Below are 20,715 nucleotides of genomic sequence, written 5' to 3'. Positions count from 1 at the left end.
GGGACGATCTTTCTGATCGATGGTGATTTTTTCAGTGTATTCGGGAGCTTCGTTTCGCTACAAGATTCGGGTGATGGGATTTTCGGGTGAGTCCGCGCCGTGCGGGGGTGCTCGTCTTTCCGCTCGCGGACTCACGCCGCGACGGATGCGGCTCGGTTCGCCAGGAGCGGTTCTTCGAGTCGGGAACTCTCCGGCTCGGCTTCGGCGGAGCGGTACTCGCGCTTCGCCGAAGCCGGGCTCCGTGTGGTGTCGCCCGGCCGGTTCCGAGTGGGGACGGCGGAGGTCGGTTACGAAGTGGCCGAGGCTCTGGGCGACAATCGACGGTCGACGGTGATCCAGCCGTGGCGGCCTGGCCGTCGACAGCCGTGGCGTGGGAAGGGGCGCGATCGTGTCCGGGCATGTGCAGATCGGTGAGGTCGCCGAACGCACCGGTCTCTCACTGCGCACGATCCGCTACTACGAGGAAGTCGGCCTGGTGGCGCCGAGCACGCGCAGTCAGGGTGGTTTCCGGCTCTACACCGAGCCGGACATCGAGCGGCTGAACGTGATCAAGCGGATGAAGCCGCTGGGCTTCCAGCTCGAGGAGATGCGCGAACTGCTGGGGATCCTCGACGAGTCCGAAGGAGAGCAGGGCTTGTCGGAGGAGAGCAGGCACAGGCTGGAGGAGTTCCACGACGAGGTGCGTCAGCGCTGTGCCGACCTGCGGGAACGATTGCGGGTCGCCGAGGAGTTCGCGGCAACCCTGCGGCAGCGACTCTCCTGAGCGACTGGGCCCGGTCGATCGGAGGGTGGAGCTCGCCGGAACGGCTCATCGGGGACGGCGCGGGTTGCCCGTTCCGCCCCCGACGACGTGTGTGAGAGGTCTGCCGTGCGTTCGTTCGGCCGCTGACCGGCGGGGAGGCCCACCGGTCAGCTCGGGGCTTTTCCGCCGCCGAACCGCTCAGTGGCCGCCGAGTTGCCCCGCCAGTGCGGCGTGGCGTTGTTTGCTCGGTTCGTTCATGCCGGTGATCGAGACCGTGATGCCGCGCTGGTGGTATTTGGTTTCGATGGCGTCGAGTGAGGCCACGGTGGAGGCGTCCCAGATGTGTGCTCCGGAGAGGTCGATGACGACGTTGTCCGGGTCGCCCGCGTAGTCGAATTGGAAGACCAGGTCGTTGCTGGAGGCGAAGAAGAGCTGGCCGGTCACGCGGTAGATCTTCGTGCTGCCGTCCGGGTCGAGGACGCTGTCGACGTGGACCAGGTGTGCCACTCGGTGGGCGAACAGCACCAGGGCCACGACGACGCCGATCACGACTCCGATGGCGAGGTTGTGGGTGAACACGGTGACCGCGACGGTGGCCAGCATCACGGCTGTTTCGCTCTTGGGCATCATGCGCAGCGTTCTCGGGTGGAGGCTGTGCCAGTCGAAGGTGCCCACCGCGACCATGATCATGACCCCGACCAGGGCGGCCATGGGGATCATGGCCACGACCGGACCCAGTGTCACGACCAGGACCAGCAGGAACACCCCGGCGAGGAAAGTGGACAATCTGGTCCTCGCCCCGCTGGACTTCACGTTGATCATGGTTTGGCCGATCATGGCGCAGCCGCCCATGCCGCCGAAGAAGCCGGTGACGATGTTGGCCACGCCCTGACCCCAGGACTCGCGAGTCTTGTCGGAGTGCTCGTCGGTGATGTCGTCGACGAGTTTGGCGGTCATCAGTGACTCCATGAGTCCGACCAGGGCCAGTGCCAGCGCGTACGGGGCGATGATCCGCAGGGTCTCGAGGGTCATCGGCACGGCGGGGATGCCCAGCACCGGCAGGGTGCTCGGCAGTTCGCCCTGGTCGCCGACGGTGGGAACGGCGATGCCCGCCGCCACGGTGAACGCGGTGAGCGCGACGATGGACACCAGCGGGGCCGGGATCGCCGTGGTCAGCCGGGGCAGGCCGACCATGAGCGCCAGCCCCACCGCCACGAGCGCGTAGACGCTCCAGGGGACGTCGGTGAGGTAGGGCAGTTGTGCGGTGAAGATCAGGATGGCCAGCGCGTTGACGAATCCGACCATGACGCTGCGGGGCAGAAAGCGCATCAGTCGGGCCACGCCGAGCACACCCAGCGTCGCCTGGAACAGACCGCCGAGAATCACGGTGGCCACCAGGTACTCCACGCCGTGCTGCTGGGCCACGGGGGCGACGACCAGCGCGATCGCCCCGGTGGCCGCCGAGATCATGGCACGGCGCCCGCCGACCAGCGAGATAGTCACCGCCATGGTGAACGAGGCGAACAGTCCGACGCGCGGGTCGACCCCGGCGATGATGGAGAACGAGATCGCCTCGGGGATGAGCGCGAGCGCGACGACGAGTCCGGCCAGTACTTCGGTGCGCAGCACGCGCGGGGACAGCCATGACGGACGTGTTCGCAGGACAGCGGGAAGCGACATCATCTTCTTTCGTGCGAGGAGAAGTTCGGATGGGATCGATTCGAGCGGAGCCACACCCGTGGGGCTCACGCGACCGCACCGCACTCTACCGTTACGTAACGGCAATGATGGCCGTAATGTGACGTACATCGGAGTGTGATCCACGTCGACATCCCGGCCGTGAACATCCCGGAAACCGACCGCCCCCGAAAGATCCCCCGCCGTGCTGACCGCTCTCTCGGCTCGTTCCGCAGGGGAGGAGAGATGGTGATGTTCCGGCGGACGAGCGGTACCCGCACCGGGCGGGCCCGTTCATCCGCCGGGGAGGGAAACCGTTCAGCGGCACACGGAGTGCAGCCCCCGTCCCAGTGCCCGAGCGTGCAGCGCGTCCAGCCTCGAGGCCGCCCGGATGCTCGTCCTGGTCAGTTCCGCACGGCAGCCCGGATCGTGGCGGACGGACTTGGTGCCGAGCAATGTGTCCAGCAGACCCTGGTTGATCTCGTCTGTTCGGTCACGGACATCGTCCATGTCCGGATGCCCTCGCGGGGGAGCCGTGGTGCCGCTTTCCCACCTGGAGATCAAACACCGCTGAACCAGCTTGTTCGCCTCGATCCGGTCCCGGAACACCTCGGTCGCGACCGCGGGGTCGAGCCCCGCGCGCTCGGCGTGCTCGGATACCTCGGCCAGTACCTCGCGCTCCCGGGCTGGAGCTTCCACGGGGTCACCGCTCTCGTACTTGGCGGCCGCCACCTGATCGGCCACCGCCAGCCGCTCGGCGGCCGGCCGGACCAGAGGTCCGAAATCGGTGTTTTCGGATTCGGTGGCGGCCGGAAGTGCGAGCCCCAGGCTCGCCAGGGGCACGAGAACCCCGGTCGTGAGGCGTGCTCTCGCACGGATCACAGTGATCGCTGCGTTCCTGTTTCGGGTCGGAAACTTCCCCTACTCCTCTGGCACGGAACGGCCGTGACTCCCGTCCGAAGATGTCGATCTCGCTCGGAAGCATGAGCGGGACGTACCCGTTCCAGCTCCGGAGGAACTACTGCCGGTCGGTCACGGCGGCGAAGACGCGATACGTCCGCTCGTCGAACAGGACGAACCGCACGAGTTCCACATCGGTGTCCGTTTCGCGGATCGCGTTGACGGCCACTTCCGCGGCCTCATCGACCGGATACCGGTAGACGCCTGTCGATATCGCGGGAAAAGCCACGCTGGTCGCCCCCAACGAGTCCGCGACCCGGAGGGACTCCCGGTGGCAGGCGGCCAGCAGCCGTGAGCGGTCCCGCGTGGCGGAGTAGGTCGGGCCGACGGTGTGTATCACCCAGCGGGCGGGTAGTTCACCCGCCGTGGTGGCGACGGCCTCCCCCACCGGGAGTCCCTCGGGGTAGTCGTTGGCGCGCAACCGTTCGCAGGCACGCAGGATCTCCCGCCCACCAGCTCGATGAATGGCACCGTCGACACCGCCGCCACCCAGCAGGGTGGAGTTGGCCGCGTTGACCACGGCGTCGACTCGTTGTTCGGTGATGTCACCCCGCGTCGCCGTGATGTGCATGTCCGTATTCTCGTAGCCGCACCTCCCGCTGTTCCACTCGTGACCGGGAGGTCGGATGCGACACGGGCCGAGTCGACTCAGAACAGCGCCTTGCCCAGCAGCATCGCCGCGCTCAGGCCCGCCACCACGAGCAGCGCTGGACGGGTGCGCCCGTTGTCGAGCACTCGTCGCAGCGGGCCGGAGAGCAGGAATCCCAGCAGCGCGAACGGGAACAGGATCCCAGCCGCCAGCAGTTGCTCACCCTGGACCTGCCCCGTGGCAACGAGAGCGGTCAACGAGAGCAACGAGCCCAGTGCGAAGTAGGCGCTGAGTGTGGTGCGCACCGTCGGCCCGGCGGTGCGCTGGTAGACCAGCGCGATCGGCGGTCCACCGATCGCGGCGGCGGTTCCGAACACACCGCTGAACAAACCGGCCGTGAACAGCGTCCCCGGTACCGGTCTGGGGTGCCACGAGACCAGCGACAGCAGTACGGAGACCAGCACCACGCCACCGATCAGCACCGCCAACCAGCGGTTCGGAAGCAGCGCCAGGGCGGCCACGCCGAGGGCGGTGCCGGGCACCCTGCCGAACAGCCCCCAACGAACTCCACGCCAGTCGGCCCGCCCGCGTTCCCGCAGCAGTGGCAGGATCGCGAACGCGGACGCGGTCAACAACAACGGAACCGGCACGAGCTCGGGATCGGCGATCGCCAGCAACGGAGCCGCGATCAGGTTCATCCCGAATCCCACCGCTCCCTGCACGACCGCTCCGCCGAGCACGATCGTCCCGGCCAGCAGCAGTATCCAGATGCTCACGCGCTTCCTCGGTCGTCTCGGGCGTGGTCGGCCTCCCCGAGTCAACGCCTGCCAGGGAGGCACCGTCGGCGGGGGACTCCTCGGTTGTGTTCGAGGTCATAGCCCTGTCGGGGAGGTGGGGCTCTCGTTGTCGAGGGCTCGCGTGTGAGGTCGATGTGGTTCCGCGCGTTCAGCCGGTGCCATGACCTCTTGAAAGTGGCGAATCGGACACCTTCCGGGCGGCGCGCGGATCGAGACCTCGTCGAGCGTCCCCGCGAATGCCGAGGTCCGGTTCCCGGTGAGGTTTTCTGTCGTGGAAAATCCCAGCGCAATCGGGTGGTTTCCGGGGTCGTGCGCTCGGTTTCCCGTGGCCTGCTCAGGTGGTCGTTCCGGCGACCGGGGCTGGTGAATGCGACAGATGTCACCGGGATGGCGCAACCGCGATGGTGCCGGCCGTTCCCTGTGGGGGCTGACCTGCCGCTTCGTCGGATGGCAGCATTCCCGAAACACGGTGCACTACTCCGTTCAGAGTAGTGCTGCTGCTCCGTTCGGAGGTGTTTACCGGTGGTTGACCGCCGTACGTTGCTCGCTCGTGGCACGAATCGTGCTCGCGGTGGTGCAGGCTCGCCTCCAACGGTGGCCGCGATCCGCCGTGACCGACGTCGACAGAAGGAAAACCTGAGGCCGACATGGAAACGATCGCACTCGAACTGGTGCCGCCCGATCAGGACGGCGGTGTGGAGAGCGCAGTTGAGGAAGGCCGCAAGGTGGCCGAGAGCTGCCGCACGTCCGGGCTCGGGGACCGCATCCAGCACCTGATGATCCCCGGTTTGATCGCCGAGGACGACGATCGTCCGGTGGAGATCAAGCAGAAGATGGACACGCTCGACTTCTGGCATGCCGTCCGTCCGGAGATCGGTGATGTGCGGGGGTTGTGCACGCAGGTCACCGCCTTCCACGACAAGCGGCAGCTGACCGACCGCATCGGCGATCTGCGAAACGCCGGTATGGAAGGCATCGCCTTCGTCGGTGTGCCGCGCAACATGAGTGATGGTGAGGGCCCGGGGATGGCTCCCACCGACGCGCTGGCCGAGTTCAAGGAGACGGTTCCCAACCGGGGTGTCATCCTCATCCCGACTCGCGAGGGGGAGCACGGTCGGTTCAACTTCAAGTGCGAGCGGGGTGCCACCTACGGCATGACCCAGCTGCTGTACTCGGATTCCATCGTCGGTTTCCTCAAGGAGTTCGCGCAGCAGACCCCCCATCGCCCGGAGATCCTGCTCTCGTTCGGTTTCGTACCGGGGGCCGAGAGCAAGGCCAAGCTCATCGACTGGCTCATCCAGGACCCGGGCAACCCCGTGGTCGAGCAGGAGCAGGAGTTCGTCGCCAGGCTGGCGGAGAAGTCCTTCGAGGAGCGCAAGCGCCAACTCGTGGACCTCTACAAGCGGGTCGTCGACGGGGTCAGGGACCTCGGTTTCCCGCTGAGCATCCACCTGGAGGCGCCGTACGGCAACTCCAAGCCCGCCTTCGAGACCTTCGCTGAGATGCTGGACTACTGGTCACCGCGCCCGAGCTGACGGGCGAGCGGATGCGGGCGGCGAAACCGGTCGTACCGTTTCGCCGCCCGCATGTGCTTTCACTCGCCCCTGTGCCGACCTGTACGACCGGAACGCGTTCGGAGGTGGAGCGGTCGGGGAGCGGAGCTCTTCGCGGGGATCCCCCCCGATCCCGGCCTGAGCCGGGATCGGATACCGGGACGGCTTCTCAGGCCTGTCGCCACTCCCGGATGCGTGCGTATCCCCGGATCAGCCGCAGTGCGGTGGTGATTCCGACCCCGCCGATGATGTTGCCCAGCAGGGTCCAGCTGAACCACGTGATCCACTCCAGGTAGCCGTACTCGGCTCCCGCGTGAATCCCGCCGAATATCAGCAGCGAATCCAGTATCGAGTGGTGCATACCGGTCCCGACGATCAGGAAGCCGGTGACGGCGCTGGCCGTGAGCTTCGCCATGTCGTTGTCGGTGCCGTTGTGCATCCTGGTCATCAATGTGATCGCGCTACCCGCCAGGATGGCCAGGCACAGGTTCTTCGGCGACAGCGTGGCGGTGGCGAACTTGCCGCCCATGGTCACGGCCGTCTCGTGCAGGCCGGGAAAAGCTGTGACCACTACGAACATCAGCGCCCACCCGCCGACCAGGTTTCCCACCAGGGTGCCGCCCCAGAAGCGCGCGAGGCGTCGCCACGTCGCCTGCCGGGCCGCCACCACCACGATGGGCACGAGGAACCCCTCGGTGAACAGCTCGGCGTGACCCAGCAGCAGGGCGATCAGGGCGACCGAGAAAGCCAGCCCGGCCAGCAGTGGACTGCCGGTGCTCTGTTGAACGGTCAGCAGAGCGAGCACGCCCAGCGCCACTTCCACCCCGGCGACCAGTGCGGTCGCCAACAGCTGCGGCCACGTTCGGTAGAGACGGGGACGCCCCTTCTCGATGATCCGATCGATGGCACGGTCCACCTCGTTCTCGCGCGGTCGTTGTCGACTTTCCGGCGCGTGTGGGGTGACAACGTGACTAGGCTGCTCAATCTGCTTAGTAACCACGACCTACCTGTGTTCGTATTCGAAGGTGTAATGACTGATTCCCGGGTGTATCGGCCTCGGTCGCCGCGCGGTCACGAACGTCATGTGATGCCGGTCAGTGGAAAAGAGACTTACTGCCCGGGAGAAGGTCGCTGTTCGAGCCGCGGCCCGCAAGTGTCGCAAAGCCGATATTCCGGGCGTAACCCCCCGGTGGGGAAATTGTTAGCGGGAGGGTGCTAGGAGCTTTCCCGGCTGGTCCGGGAAGATCGTTTTTGCTGGTGTGCGCGGATCCGCACACGACGGAACGGCACCGCCGTGAGTCGGTGCGCTCGACCTTCGTGGCGAGGACGGTTTCGGGCTGACAGTGGTCGTCGGTGGAAGGGGCCGACCCGGCAACACGTGGCCACCGCCATGCATTCCCGGCGAGCCGAACCGATCGCGCACAGCGGTGTCGCCGGCCCCCGGGACTCCGGTTGGTGGAGTGTGACAGTACCGTCCGGGGTGCTCACCTGTCTTGCCGGTTTCCGACGCCGCTGTTCCGGTCGAGCCGACTCCGCGGTGCTGTGGTGCGAATCACTCGTCCGCTCGGGTTCGCCGAGGCCCCGTAGTACCGCCCGGCGACTCCCCCGCGGCTGCCTCGGAACGGCGCAACCAGACGACACCACCCAGCTGCACCGCCATCGCCGCTCCGATCAGCACCACCGCGAACGTCGCGAACGGGGACCACCCGATGACGGTGAACAGGACCAGTCCGACCACCAGGAAAACGGCGGTGCGGACGAGCACGAAAGTAAGCCTTCGGGAGTTCATGGGGCCTCGCTCGGACTGCGGACACTGTCGCGAGGCCGCAGCATACGTCAGGACCGTCCGAGTGCCGCCCGCGCAGGTGAAGCTCACTGCTCCGTGCGCCACGTCGCAGCCGGACGGGTCCGTTCCCGCGCGGCGGGGGAACCATCCTCGCGGCGGCTCTTCTTCTCTCCTCCCGCCTTCCGGGAACTCCATGCCCTGTGGTGGGGTGCAGATCCGTGATCCTCTCACTTCGTGGCGGGCGAGGCGGCCATGATCCGCACCAGATCGGCGTGCGGACGTTCGGCGTCGACCACCCGGCCCGCGAACTCAGAGGGGCTGTGCGGTTCCACGCTCCCGAACCCACTGGCTCGCAGCGCGGCGGCTGCTTCGTCGGCCCACGTGAAGTGGAAGTGCGTGCCGCTGCGCACGAACGTGCCGAGCAGCTTGGCTCCCACGGTGTTGAGCACGCCGCGGTTGTCGGCGGCCACGTGCAGATCAGACAGGTAGATCCCGTGCTCGAACCGGTTCAGCAGCCCTCCGAGCCCGGCCCACAGCCCCCGCACCGCGCCGACCGGTAGATAGTTCAGCAGTCCCTCGCTGACCACAGCCAACCCACCGGCCGGGTCCAGCGCCCCGGCCAGTCGACGCAGCTCGCCGACACCGTCACCGCTCCCCACGTCGAGTGCCTCGACCCGGTGGTGCCTGCCGAGTGAACCGACTTCGCGCAGGACGTTCCGTTTCCGCTCAGCCATGTCCGCGAGGTCCGTTTCGACGTAGGTGATCGACGAGCCGTGACGGCGCGAGAACTCGTGGCCGCGAGGGGAGAGCCCGGAGGCCAGCTCGATCACCTGGTTGACGCGCCCCTCCACCATCTCCTTCTCGAGCAGGTGGTCGAGCACCCGGTGCCTCGCCAGCAGCATGTCCTCCAGCACGGGACCGTCCAGCTTTCGGCTGACGGCCATGAACGGTCGCAGCACCTCGTAGTAGAGCCGTCCCCGCGCGGTGGAGAACTCGTGGCCGCCGAGCCCGTTCCGAGTCCAGACGTGTGCCGTGTAGTGCGCGGTCGGGCTGATCGAGTCCGGATCCGGACGTGGTAGCGACAGTCGCATGACCACATCGTCCCGCACCACCTCCCGGAAGTGGGGCCGCGCGAAGCTGTGTCCCCGCAACGATCTCCCCGGGCCGCTCCTCGGGAGGTGGCGATACGTTCACCCGCACACGTGATTGGGGCGACCGGCGCTTCGGCTTCTCGGCGTCACGGGCGTTCGGGATCCGTCTCGGTCAGCTCCTCGGCCAGCCACAGCCACCTGGTGATGTTCAACTCTCGCAGGAACGACACGTCGTGACTGACCACGAGCAGCGCTCCCTCGTAGTGGGCCAGCGACTCGGCCAGCCTGCGAGTGCCGGCCATGTCGAGGTTATTGGTCGGTTCGTCCAGCAGCAACAGCTGTGGAGCCGGTTCCGCCAACAGCAGCCCTGCCAGCGCCGCGCGGACACGTTCTCCGCCGGACAGGGTTCGTACCGGCTGGTCCGCGCGTCGCTGCCTGAACAGGAAGCGTGCCAGGCGTGCCCGAATCTCGTTGTTCGTCGCCTCGGGGGCCAACCGCGCCACGTTTTCGGCCAATGAGAGTCGTTCGTCGAGCACCTCGTGGCGTTGCGGCAGGTACCGAAGGGGCACGGCGGTCTCGGCCGTGCCGTGCTCCGCGGAGAGCAGTCCCGCCACGGTGTGCAGCAACGTGGACTTGCCCCCGCCGTTCGGGCCGCTCAACGCCACCCGTTCCGGGCCGCGCAACCGCAGTTCCGGGATCCGCACGCCGTTGCACAGCTCGGCGTGACGCATCGAGAGCACTCGGCGGCCGTTGGGTACGGCGGTGGCGGGAAGATCCACTCGGATGTCCTCTTCGTCACGGAACCGTTCCCGGGCTTCGGCCAATCGCCGCCGGGCCTGATCGAGCCGCTGTTCGTGCAGTATCCGGTGCTTGCCCGCTGAGAGCTGCGCGTCCCGTTTCCGTTGCCCAGTCAAGACTCGTGGCTCGCGGTTCCCGGAGCTCGTCCGCTCGTCCCGAGCCCGTCGCTTGTCCAGCTTCACCCGCGCTTGGGTCAGGTCGTCTCGCTGCCGTTTTACTTCGGATTCGGCGGTTCGCAGCGAGCGTTCGGCGGCTTCCCGCTCGGCGGCCACCGCGGCCTCGTAGTGGGCCAGATTCCCGCCGTAGCCGTGCACGGTGGCCTCGCGCAGCTCGGCGATCCGGTCCACGAGTTCGAGCAGTTCACGATCGTGGCTGGCCACGATCAGCGCCCCGTCGTAGGAACGGATCGCCTCGTACAGCAGGTGCCGTGCCCTCCGGTCGAGGTTGTTGGTCGGTTCGTCCAGCAGCAACACGTCCGGGCGACGCAGCAACAGCGCCGCCAGGTGCAGCAGTACCAGTTCGCCGCCGGACAGCCCGTCGAGCCCCCGGTCGAGCCCGAGGTGTCCCAGGCCGAGTTCGCCCAGTGCTTTCGCGCAGCGTTCTTCGACGTCCCACTCCTCGTTCAGTACCGCGAAGTGTTCCTCCTCGGTATCACCGCGCTCGATGGCCCGCAGCGCCGTACGGCGTGCCCTGATACCGAGAACGTCATCGACGCGGGCGGTCCGCCCGAACGTGAGCCGTTGCGGCAGATAGCCGAGTTCACCGGACGTTCGTACCGATCCCGAGCGCGGGGCCAGCTCGCCGGCGATCAGCTCCAGGAGGGTGGACTTGCCGGTTCCGTTCGGACCGATCACACCGGTGCGTCCCGCCGGCACCGTCCAGTCGAGGTCGCGCAGCACCACGGTGCCGTCCGGCCAGTGGAAGGATACTCCGGCGCAGTGTACTAAAGCCTGATCGTGTGCGGACATCGTCGTGTCTCCAGCGGTTCGTTCGAATGCTCAAGCGCGGGAGACACCGCGCCACCACACGAGGGGGCCGCGGAAGGAGGACAGGCGCTGGATTCGGGGCAGCGCTCGTTCCGAGGTCGCGTCACTGCGCGCCCTGGTGGGCGCACGGTGTCTCGAGACCTCAGCGGCGCACTTTCCCTCCCCGGAATGGCGACAGAACCGTGACCAGTCTACGGAGACCTCCCGCCGATCGGCAAGTCCTTTCGCGGCAGCGGGCTTCCCCACCGCTGTGGCAGACGTTGGCCGGACGAGCCCACGGCCGTAGCTTCGAACCCCGGGTGTCCGGTCTGTTCGGTGGTTCTCGTCCGGGTGTGGGACGTCCACTCGAAAAGCCCAATTTCGTGTGGAGATCTGGCGAGCGCGTTCGGCGGAGCACTATTTTGGTCCGGGTGCGCATTCTGTTTTCCGCCATAGCGACGCACGGACACTGCTATCCATTGTTGCCGCTCGCGGCGGCGGCACGGGAAGCGGGCCACGAAGTGGTCGTGGCCACGGGCGGTGAACTGCGCTCGGCCGTTCACGCGGCGGGTGTCGAGTTCGCCGAGGCCGGTGTGCCCGTCTTCGACGCTTTCGACGCGGTCGTGGCGCGTGACGACCGCGCCACATCCGAGGAACTCCCGTCACGGCAGCGCGATCGAGTGGTCGCACGGTTGTTCGGCGATGTGCTGCCGCGTCGTTTCGTGCCCGACGTCCGGGGGATACTACGGTCCCGTCGATTCGACCTGCTCGTTTACGAGACCGGCAATCCCGGTGCGGCGCTCGCCGCCGCGCTGGAGGGGACACCGGCGGTTTGCCACGGGTTCGGCAGGGAACTGGCGGGTGTCTTCGCGACCGTGCTCGACGGGCCGCTGCGTGAGCTGGCGGGGGAGCTGGGAGTGTCCTTGCCCGTCGGGGTTTCCGGAGCTCTCGGAAACACCTATCTGGACATCTTTCCGCCTTCCCTGCAGGATCCCGGTGTTCTCGCGTTACCCAACCGCATCGGGATAAGACCGGTGCCGTTCGCCGAACCCGGCGATCTCCCCGGAGTGGTGACCGCGAAACGGCGTGACCGCCCGCTGGTTTATCTGACGTTGGGAACCGCCTTCGGTAGCGCCGAGGTGTTGCGCACGACCGCGCGGGTCATCTCCGAGTTCGACGTGGATCTGCTCGTCTCCGCAGGCCCCCGGGTGCGGGCCGAGGACATCGGGGGGCTGCCGGGCCACGTCACGGTCGGTTCCTGGTTTCCGCAGGCCCGCCTGATTCCCCGGCTGGATCTCGTGGTGCACCACGGTGGGGCCGGGACCACCCTGGCAGCGCTCGCCTCGGGGGTTCCGCAGCTGTTCCTCCCCCAGGGGGCCGACCAGTTCGACAATGCCGCCAGCGTTGTGGCCGCCGGAGCGGGGAGCAGAATACTTCCAGAGGACAACAGTGGGGAGGCCGTGGCCGCCGCGATGAAGGGGCTGCTGGGCGACCGGGACACCGTGACCGCGGCACGTTCGTTGGCCGACGAGATCGCGGCGGCTCCAGGCTCGGCGAGTGTCGTTGAGCGACTGTCCGAGATGTTCGGTTGAGTCCGTCGAAAGTGTGCTTTTCCGCCCGTCCGGTGTGTCGTGCGGACGTTCCGTGGAGACCTTCGGAGCCAGCCCGGCCTCAGGCGGTGGATTCGAGCGGGGCTGGTGATGGTCTCGTCCCCTGTCGCGTGCTCGTCGTAGCTCGTTCGGGGAGTCTGTTGGTTCTTCTCTTGACTCGGCGGTATCATGTAAACATTTAAACCACGCAGTTGGTTTGATTCACGATAGACAAGAAGGACGTTACGTGATGACGAGACAGGAGCGGGCCGAACGGACCAGAGAGCTGGTGGTGCGCGCCGCTGCCGAGGTCGTCGAACGGGACGGGGTGCGGGAAGCGACGTTGACTCGGATCGTGGTGGCCGCCGGGGTGTCCAGAGGTGCCCTGTACTTCCACTTCGACTCCAAGGAGCAACTGGCCGACGCCGTTTACGAGTCCGGGATCGAGCGCCTGGGCAGGGTGGTGATGGAGCACTATCGCCGGTACCGCTCCGCGCTGGACACGTTGGTCCTGTTGTACGCGACTCTCGCCCGTGCGCTCCGGCACGACGTGATCGCTCGCGCGATGGTCAGACTGACTCGGGAAACCGATGTGACCAGCAGGTTCTCGATCGATCCGTATCGCGAGTGGTGGCGGGTGGTGTATCGGTTGCTGGTTCGTGCCCGCAGGCAGCGCGAGGTTCCCGCCGACATGGATCTGGAGGCGGAGGCCGTCCTGCTGGTATCGGCGGGGGCCGGGGTGGAGGTCCTCGCCCGGCGTGATCCCGCATGGTGGGATGAGGGGGGTGTGGACCGCGTCCGGCACATGCTGCTGCACGTGCGTCAGCGGACAGCGCGGACCGCGGAATCGTCGGTCGGGACACCGCCTCAGTGGTGCGCCGCCGGTGTGAGTGACGATTCCGTCTTGGAAAGTACCGTCCGGTTGGATTGATATGTTTGTCGGAGGAGGTATTCCCGAAGAAGCGGATCCGATGTGGCGGGGATGCCGGCGTTCGCGGCATCGTGATGGAGGAGATTTTGGTTAAGCAGGAACGTGCGGTGCGGACTCGAGCTCTGGTACTGCGGGCGGGGGCCGAAGTGATCGCCGCACGTGGTTACGAGGGTGCGACGATCTCCGAGATCCTTGAACACGCCGGGGTGACCAAAGGTGCGATGTACTTCCACTTTCCCTCCAAGCAGGCGTTGGCCGAAGCGGTGATCGAGGAGCAGACCAGCATTTCGACCGTGCCTGCGACGATGTCGCGGCTGCAGGACGCCGTTGACCTGTCGCAGCGGGTCGCTCGGTCACTGCAGCGCGATCCGCTGTTGCAGGCCGGTACCCGGATCGCGGTCGAAACCGGGTTCGGTGACGAGCCGATCGTTCCGTACCGCCAGTGGACCGACGTGTTCCGCTCTCTGTTCGCCTTCGCCCAGGAGGCCGGCGAGGTGCTGCCCACGGTCTCCGCCCAGGAGACGGCCGAGACGTTCGTGTCCTCCTACCTCGGGGTCCAGTTGTTCTCGCAGGCCGCCACCAACCGCGAGGACGTGTGTGAGCGCGTCGCGGCGCTCTGGCGCCATCTGCTGCCCGGAATCGCGACACCGGGAGTGCTGGCACGCATCGACCCCTACGGCAGCGGTGACCACGATGATGAGCTCGACACCGTTCCGGAGTACGACATGGCACAGCACGGGACCACTGACGTCGCCTCCTCGTGATCCCGGCGGTGTGAAAGCCTCCGTCCGTGACGGACCGCTCTAGAGCTCTACCAGTACGGTCCCGATGTGCTCACCGGCGCTGAGTTCCCTGAGTGCCTGAGGAGCCCGCTCTAGCCCGTGCAGTCTGGTACACGGAAAAGTGAACTCCCCCGTCGCGAGTCCGTGGGCGAACTCGCGGTTCCATTCGCGCTCCGCGTCCTGGTGGTCCCGTAACGAGACACCGTGGATCCCGATTCGTCGTCTGATCAGGAGTGCGGAGTCCAGCCGGGTCGGCGCACTGATGCCGTCCCCGCCGAGTTGGCCGGACAACGCGCCCAGCAGTGCCACCCGTGCTCCGTTGTTCGCGCGCTCCACCGCAGCCTCCAGCTGTTCGCCACCCACGGTGTCGCACACGACGTCGAGTCCGTCCGGCGCGGCCTTTCGCAACTGCTCCGTGATCGCCGAGTCGCCACGCAGCACGAGTTCGTCGTAACCGAGCTCACGGCGCAGGTAATCGGCCTTTCGGGGCGAACCGGTGCTGCCCACCACTCTCCTCGCTCCGAGGTGTCGTGCGATCTGCCCGGCCAGTGTGCCGACGCCTCCGGCGGCGCCGCTCACGAAGACCGTGTCCCCCGGCCGTACCCGGGCGACGCGCGTCAGTGCCGCCCATGCGGGGGCGCCGTGCGAGAGCGGCACGCCGGGATCGTGCGCGGCGATCGTGTCGACGGGTTCGACCGACATCGCTTCCAGTACCGCGTACTCGCGCCACCCCAGGCCGTGGCTGACGCGCGTGCCCGGTTCTATCCCGCTGGTCGGGTCCGCCGTGACCACGTCACCGACAGCGGCACCCCACAGTGGACTTCCCACCTGGTAGGAGGGCATCGGAAGGCCATCGGCGACCGCCATGGTGCACATCGCGGCCGTCACGGCCATGAGGCGGTTGCGCACCAACACCTCGCCGGGGCCCGGCGTCGGCAGCGGTGTGCTGACCAGACGGAAGTGCTCCGGGGTCAGCGGCATTCCGCCGGCCCGCGCGAGATGCACTTCCCGGTTGCCCTTCCGCAGTGCGCTGTCCGGTTCCGTGGTCACGGCAACACCGCCAATCGTCGCCTTGCCGACTCCCCGGGTGGCCGAGTGCGTCGGTCGGTCGAACTTTCCTCTCAAAGAGTACCGAGCCCACTCTTGAAAAACCGACTAACCGGTCTCTATGCTCAACAGTAGGGGGATTCAAACCGCACGGTAGGTATCTTTATATACTGTGGAGGACTGTATGACCACGAGTGTCGCCGTTGAAACCGTGACCGAAGTGCCTCGCGAACAACCGGTCGTCTCGTTTGATCAGAGTCTGCCGCGACACTGGGTACATCGTGCCGCGAACACCGAGGTTCTGGTTACCAGTTACGGTGAACGCGACGAAAACGATTTCGTACTGGGGGCACAGTTACCTCGTGCGCATGCCTTATACGGGCCGGTCGCGGGTACTCACGACCCTCTCCTGTTCGTGGAAGCGGTGCGGCAGGCCGGGTTGGTCGTGGGACACATGGGCTTCGGTGTTCCCTACGGGCACCAGTTCATCATGGACACGCTGAAGTACTGGGTCGAGCCCGACGCTCTCCGCCTCACCGACACCCCGGCCCACATCGTGCTGGAAATCCGTTGTGAGAACGTCAAAAGGCGCGGCAAGAACTTCGCCGGTGCGGACATGCACGTGCGGGGCTACCGTGACGGTGTGTTCGTCGGCGGGGCCACGTTGCCCTACAGCTGTATCTCCTCCGCGGCTTACGCACGTCTTCGCGCCGGATGTGAGGATTTCGCGGCCAACGCCGACCAGACGGAGCTGCCGGATCCGCTCTCGCCGCAACAGGTCGGACGTAACTGTCCGTCCGACGTGCTGCTGGCGCCTTCCCCCCACGAAGGCACCTGGTTGCTGCGGGACGGTCGTACTCACCCGGTACTGTTCGACCATCCGGTGGACCACGTTCCGGGAATGACGGCCATGGAAGCGGTGCGGCAGGCCGTGCGCGCCGAATTCTGCCCCGACACGGTGGTTCCGGTGGAAATGGAGACCCACTTCCACAGCTACATCGAGCTGGGTGAGCCGTGCTTCGTCCGACTGCACGAGGAAAGCCGTACGGACCACGCCGTGCGGGTCACCCTGGAACAGCGGGACAGGATCGCTGTCGATTCGACCGTGAGAATTCGGCGACTCTCTCGTTCGTGGCTGGGGTGAGTCGTCCCGAGGGGGCTGGGGCGGGGATCGTCCGCGGTTCGACACCCCCACCGCGGGCTCGTGATTCGTTCGCCGTCCACCTGAACTCGATTCTCCCGTGCGAGGTTTCGGCCTCGGAGGAGCCGAGCAGGTCCTGGTTTTGCTCTACCGGAAGGAACCCGGTTGCTGGGGAAGTCGGCATGGCGACCGTTCACGTGGTTCGCCATGCTGCCGTCCGGTGCGGTCGGCCGTGTTCTCTCCGGTGATCCGGAGAACCGTGCGGAACGGACGGGGATTTTTCGTGGAGGTCGGAACTTCCGGGGAATCGGATTCGGTCGTGTTGAATTCCTCGCTCGTCATTCTGGTGCCGTGGTCGGGACGATCCCTTCCCTCGGAAGGGTAAGGAGTTTCTCCGGCGAGTCGCGCCTGTGGTGGCCGGGGAACAGCCGAAATCCCTTTCGGGGGCACGGTCCAGTCCGCTCCAGCCGGTCGCCGACTGTTTTCGACCCTCTCCGGTGCTGCCGCTCCCATCGAGCGAGCGGCAGCACCGAGGTTTCCTTTCGACGAGCGGTTCCGTCGCCGGAGTCCGCGCGCTCGGGGACGGTGCGGCGGGGAGATCCGCGGGTACGGGGCCGTGAGGAGTCCCTTGGGCGGGCCGTTCCCACGGCGGTGGTGTCAGCCCTCGGAACCGAAGGCCGCGTCGAACGCCGTAGACGGTGGCGTGAAGTTCAAGTTCCGCACGAACTCCAGCGCTTCGGGGGCTCCCCGCAGTCGGTCCATGCCCGCGTCCTCCCACTCCACAGAGATGGGGCCGTCGTAACCGATCGCGTTGAGGGCGCGGAAGCAGTCCTCCCAGGGGACGTGCCCGTGACCGGTCGAGACGAAGTCCCAACCTCGGCGGGGGTCTCCCCATGGCAGGTGTGAGCCCAGCAGGCCGCTGCGGCCGTCGTTGGATCTGACGCGGGCCTCCTTGCAATCGACGTGCAGGATGCGGTCCCGAAAGTCCCACAGAAAAGTGACCGGGTCGAAACCCTGCCAGACGTAGTGGGAGGGGTCGAAGTTCAGCCCCAGGGCGCTGCGGTGCCCCACCGCCTCCAGGGTGCGTACCGTGGTCCAGTAATCGTAGGCGATCTCGGTGGGATGGACCTCCAGTGCGAACCGCACACCGCAGTCGTCGAACACGTCGAGAATGGGGTTCCAGCGGTCGGCGAACTCCTGGTACCCCCGCCGCACCATCTCGTCCGGCGTGGGAGGGAACATCGCCACCGTGTACCAGATGGGGGAGCCGGTGAATCCGACCACTTTGTCCACACCGAACTCGGCGGCGGCTCTGGCGGTGTCTCGCATCCGGTCCGCGGCACGCCTCCGCACCCCTTCCGGGTCACCGTCACCCCACACTTCGGGGGGAAGGATGTTGCGGTGGCGCTCGTCGATCGGGTAGTCACAGGTTGCCTGACCGAGCAGGTGGTTGGACAGCACCCAGCAGTCGAGGTTGTGCTGCTCCAGCACTTCCCGTTTGCGCCGGATGTAGTTCTCCTCGGTCAGTGCTCTGTCCACCTCGAAGTGATCGCCCCAGCAAGCGATCTCCAACCCGTCGTATCCCCATTCCGAAGCCATCCGTGCGACCTCCTCGAAGGGGAGGTCGGCCCACTGGCCGGTGAACAGTGTGATCGGTCGGGACATGGTTTTCCTTTCCCACGAGAGTGCGGTTCATCGTGTCGCTCGTCGCGGTTGTCGAAGTCCCGCGATTCGGAGCAGCAACTCCTTCACCTCGGTGACGTGGTAGCTCTCCTCGCCGAACCTGGGATCCGAGCACAGCAGCACCGGACCTTCGGAGGGGGTGTCGGGAAGCCTGCCGTGACTGCCGCGGACCGGACTCGGGTCCAGGGGCACCACGTTCATCCGGTAACGCATGCCCAGCTTCTTGCGGGCCACCGCGGCCGCCGCTCGCAGTCTGACCCAGCTGTCCGCCGGATCCATGAACAGCTCGGCCGGGTCGTAGCCCGGTTTGCGGTGGATCTCCACGTGAGTGGCGAAGTCGGGGGCACGTTCGTCGTCGAGCCAGTAGTAGTAGGTGAACCACGCGTCCGGTTCGGCCATCGCCACGAGGTCACCGGCTCGTTCGTGGTCGAGCCCGTGACGTGCCTTGCCCGCGCCGTCGAGGACCTCGTCCACACCGGGCAGCGAAGCGACCACGTCACGAACCCTGGCGAGGTCGCTCCGGTCCCTGACGTAGACGTGCGCCGCCTGGTGGTCGGCTACCGCGAAGGCGCGTGAACTCCACGGGTCGAGGTACTCCATGCCCGCCTGGGTGTGCACGTGCAGCAGTCGCTCCCGCCGCAACGCACGATTGATGTCGACGGGCCTGTTGGCCGCGGTGATGCCGTACTCGGACAGCGCCACCACCGTGGTCCCTTCCGCCTCGGCCCGGTTCAGCAGCGGGGCCAGTACTCCGTCCACTTCCCGCGCGGCGGTCGCCGCTCGCTCGCTGTCCGGGCCGTACCGCTGCAGATCGTAGTCCAGGTGCGGAATGTAGGCCATCGTCAGGTCGGAGCCGCGCGTCGCCAGCATGTGGCCGGTGGCCCCGGCGATCCAGCGACTGGAGTCGATCGAGGCGGTGGGCCCCCAGTAGTTGAACAGCGGAAAGGTACCGAACTCCCCGGTGAGCTCGTCACGCAGCGCGGTCGGGAACGTGTAGCAGTCCGGAGACTTGCGGCCGTCCGCGTGGTAGACGGGGCGTGGGGTGACGGTCTCGTCGACGTCCATCCCCATCGCGTACCACCAGCAGATGTTGCTGACCCGGTAGCCCGGATCCGACTCGCGGGCGGCGTGCCAGATCTTTTCACCTTCCACCAGGCCGTTGTACTGGCGCCAGAAGAAGATCTCGCCGATGTCGCGGAAGAACCAGCCGTTGCCGACCACGCCGTGCCCGTTCGGGCGACTTCCGGTGAGCAGGCTCGATTGCACGGGGCACGTGACGGCGGGGAACACGGTTCTCAGCTCGGCCCGGAAACCGCGCTCCGCCGTTCGGGCGAGGTTGGGCATGTGCTCCAGCAGGCGGGGGGTAAGTCCCACCACGTCCAACAGCAGTACGCGGGAGCGTTCTCCAGGAGCGTGATTCATCGACCTTCCTCCGTGAGTCCGAGTTCGAGCAGCTGTCGCCGGGTCCACTCGAGTTCCGCGGCTATCCCCGCTCCGACGTCCTCGGAGTGACCGTCCGAGCGCGGAAGCACGTTCCAGGTGTAGGTCTCCACCTCCACGTGTCGGGTGTGCGCCGTGGCCTCACCCAGCAGGGCCCGCAGCGTCGCGGCGAGTTCCTCGTGGGTGCCGCGCAACGGGGAGCTCGGCGCGGTGTGCAACGGGGTGTGGAAGTGGACCCGCCACTCCCGTTCCCCCGAGAGCTCTCCGGACAGGGCGTGTTCCAGGTCGTCGACCGCGCGTCGGACGCCGTCACCGCTTTGCTGGGTCTGGTGCAGGAACCGCGGCTCCACGAACGCTTCCAGCTCTTCCAGCGCTCGCTGGTCGCGCGGTTCGTCGATCCGTAGGGCGCAGGAAGCCTGTGTCTTCACCACCGGCAGTCCGGCCTCGCGTAACCGCGTCACCGCTCGTTCCGGTTCCTCGAACGCCACCGCCAGGTGGCAGGCGTCCAGGCAGACCCCGAGGTGCTCGGTGTCCGTTCCGGACAATGCCGAGACAGCCTGGGCTGTGGTCTCCAGCACGCAACCGGGTTCCGGTTCCAAGCCGACCAGCACCGAACGCCCCTCCCGTGCCGTGAGGAGGGAGAGCGTGTCGGTCAGTTCGGTCAGCTGGGCGAGTGCTCTCGCGTGGTGCTCCTCGGACCACCACGCGCCCCAGCCCAGCGGTAGCGTGGAAACGCTGCCGGTGTCCACGTCCTCGGGCAACAGAGCCAGCAACAGCTTCGCCAGGTCGATCGTGTACTCCAGCCTGGCCCGTTCCGACCAGTCGGGCCGGTACACCGCGTGCTTGACCACCGCTCGTTGAAACCCCCGGTAGGGGAAACCGTTCAGGGTCACCACTTCCAGTCCCCGCGCTGTCAGCTCGGCCCGCAACCGCGCCAGCGCGGTCTCGTCCTGGACCAGCGCGGTGGCCACGTCCCGTGCCAGCCACAGCCCGAGTCCGAGCCGGTCCACCCCGAGCCGTCGACGGATCGGCACGGCGTAGCGGTCGAACTGCGCGACGATACCGTCGATGTCCTCGGCCGGGTGTACGTTGGTGCAGTAGGACAGGTGTATGGTCGTTCCATCACGGTGACGAAATCTCATGG

General features: G+C 66.9%; 18 protein-coding genes. 6 read left to right on the top strand and 12 right to left on the bottom strand.

The features are described 5' to 3' along the window. The first annotated feature begins 388 nt into the window (after positions 1–388). Positions 389–763, top strand: a complete 375-nt coding sequence (locus BLQ75_RS05880) for a MerR family transcriptional regulator (protein WP_092598963.1) — start codon at positions 389–391, stop codon at positions 761–763. A 177-nt stretch (positions 764–940) separates the two neighbouring features. On the opposite strand, the gene BLQ75_RS05875 is transcribed toward BLQ75_RS05880, so the two are convergent. From BLQ75_RS05875 to BLQ75_RS05860, 4 genes are all read right to left on the bottom strand, one after another. Next, positions 941–2,425 (bottom strand): SulP family inorganic anion transporter, encoded by a 1,485-nt coding sequence (locus BLQ75_RS05875; RefSeq protein WP_211481211.1) that lies wholly within the window; start codon positions 2,423–2,425, stop codon positions 941–943. A gap of 312 nt (positions 2,426–2,737) precedes the next feature. Further along, complete coding sequence (locus BLQ75_RS05870) at positions 2,738–3,262, bottom strand: chorismate mutase (protein ID WP_170837349.1); 525 nt, start codon at positions 3,260–3,262, stop codon at positions 2,738–2,740. Between the two features lie 175 nt (positions 3,263–3,437). Next, a complete protein-coding gene (locus BLQ75_RS05865) occupies positions 3,438–3,950 on the bottom strand; it encodes an O-acetyl-ADP-ribose deacetylase (protein ID WP_092598957.1) in 513 nt (170 codons plus the stop codon). 77 nt (positions 3,951–4,027) lie between these two features. Then, the gene (locus tag BLQ75_RS05860; RefSeq protein ID WP_092598954.1) at positions 4,028–4,744 is read right to left on the bottom strand and encodes a sulfite exporter TauE/SafE family protein; all 717 of its coding nucleotides are present in this window, start codon (positions 4,742–4,744) and stop codon (positions 4,028–4,030) included. Between the two features lie 668 nt (positions 4,745–5,412). Between BLQ75_RS05860 and BLQ75_RS05855 the strand changes: the two genes are divergently transcribed. Beyond that, complete coding sequence (locus BLQ75_RS05855) at positions 5,413–6,300, top strand: mycobacterial-type methylenetetrahydrofolate reductase (protein WP_092598951.1); 888 nt, start codon at positions 5,413–5,415, stop codon at positions 6,298–6,300. Positions 6,301–6,487: 187 nt separating this feature from the next. Here BLQ75_RS05855 and BLQ75_RS05850 read toward each other — a convergent pair whose 3' ends face one another. The 4 genes from BLQ75_RS05850 to BLQ75_RS05835 form a co-directional block, all read right to left on the bottom strand. Beyond that, entirely contained in the window at positions 6,488–7,234 is a 747-nt protein-coding gene (locus BLQ75_RS05850; protein WP_092598948.1) for a formate/nitrite transporter family protein, read from the bottom strand. A 636-nt stretch (positions 7,235–7,870) separates the two neighbouring features. Next, a complete protein-coding gene (locus BLQ75_RS05845) occupies positions 7,871–8,107 on the bottom strand; it encodes a hypothetical protein (protein WP_092598945.1) in 237 nt (78 codons plus the stop codon). Positions 8,108–8,331: 224 nt separating this feature from the next. Then, positions 8,332–9,255: a class I SAM-dependent methyltransferase gene (locus BLQ75_RS05840; RefSeq protein WP_244515266.1), complete on the bottom strand. Its 924-nt coding sequence runs from the start codon at positions 9,253–9,255 to the stop codon at positions 8,332–8,334. A gap of 86 nt (positions 9,256–9,341) precedes the next feature. Further along, the gene (locus tag BLQ75_RS05835; protein WP_092598942.1) at positions 9,342–10,961 is read right to left on the bottom strand and encodes an ATP-binding cassette domain-containing protein; all 1,620 of its coding nucleotides are present in this window, start codon (positions 10,959–10,961) and stop codon (positions 9,342–9,344) included. 428 nt (positions 10,962–11,389) lie between these two features. Here BLQ75_RS05835 and BLQ75_RS05830 point away from each other — a divergent pair, with 428 nt between their 5' ends. From BLQ75_RS05830 to BLQ75_RS05820, 3 genes are all read left to right on the top strand, one after another. Then, entirely contained in the window at positions 11,390–12,550 is a 1,161-nt protein-coding gene (locus BLQ75_RS05830; RefSeq protein WP_092599648.1) for a glycosyltransferase, read from the top strand. 247 nt (positions 12,551–12,797) lie between these two features. Continuing rightward, entirely contained in the window at positions 12,798–13,478 is a 681-nt protein-coding gene (locus BLQ75_RS05825; protein WP_244515265.1) for a ScbR family autoregulator-binding transcription factor, read from the top strand. A gap of 107 nt (positions 13,479–13,585) precedes the next feature. Further along, positions 13,586–14,242, top strand: coding sequence for a ScbR family autoregulator-binding transcription factor (locus BLQ75_RS05820; protein ID WP_244515264.1), 657 nt, complete (start codon positions 13,586–13,588; stop codon positions 14,240–14,242). A 39-nt stretch (positions 14,243–14,281) separates the two neighbouring features. Here BLQ75_RS05820 and BLQ75_RS05815 read toward each other — a convergent pair whose 3' ends face one another. Continuing rightward, positions 14,282–15,310 carry an MDR family NADP-dependent oxidoreductase gene (locus BLQ75_RS05815; RefSeq protein WP_244515263.1) on the bottom strand — a complete coding sequence of 343 codons (1,029 nt, stop codon included), beginning with the start codon at positions 15,308–15,310 and terminating at the stop codon, positions 14,282–14,284. Positions 15,311–15,491: 181 nt separating this feature from the next. On the opposite strand from BLQ75_RS05815, the gene BLQ75_RS05810 reads away from it, so the two are divergent. Next, on the top strand, positions 15,492–16,451 hold the full coding sequence (locus tag BLQ75_RS05810; RefSeq protein ID WP_092598936.1) for a ScbA/BarX family gamma-butyrolactone biosynthesis protein: 960 nt from the start codon (positions 15,492–15,494) through the stop codon (positions 16,449–16,451). A gap of 654 nt (positions 16,452–17,105) precedes the next feature. Here BLQ75_RS05810 and BLQ75_RS05800 read toward each other — a convergent pair. The 3 genes from BLQ75_RS05800 to eboE are packed head-to-tail and all read right to left on the bottom strand — an operon-like array spanning position 17,106 to position 20,713. Further along, positions 17,106–18,113: a sugar phosphate isomerase/epimerase family protein gene (locus BLQ75_RS05800; RefSeq protein WP_092598930.1), complete on the bottom strand. Its 1,008-nt coding sequence runs from the start codon at positions 18,111–18,113 to the stop codon at positions 17,106–17,108. 27 nt (positions 18,114–18,140) lie between these two features. Beyond that, complete coding sequence (locus BLQ75_RS05795; protein WP_092598927.1) at positions 18,141–19,553, bottom strand: alkaline phosphatase family protein; 1,413 nt, start codon at positions 19,551–19,553, stop codon at positions 18,141–18,143. Then, positions 19,550–20,713: a metabolite traffic protein EboE gene (gene eboE, locus BLQ75_RS05790; protein WP_092598924.1), complete on the bottom strand. Its 1,164-nt coding sequence runs from the start codon at positions 20,711–20,713 to the stop codon at positions 19,550–19,552. Before eboE ends, BLQ75_RS05795 begins: the two co-directional genes overlap by 4 nt. Positions 20,714–20,715: the final 2 nt, after the last annotated feature.

The organism is Actinopolyspora xinjiangensis, assembly GCF_900104475.1.
Classification (GTDB): domain Bacteria; phylum Actinomycetota; class Actinomycetes; order Mycobacteriales; family Pseudonocardiaceae; genus Actinopolyspora; species Actinopolyspora xinjiangensis.
Note: the sequence above shows the minus strand (reverse complement) of the source record. Positions and strands in the feature narration are given on the sequence as shown.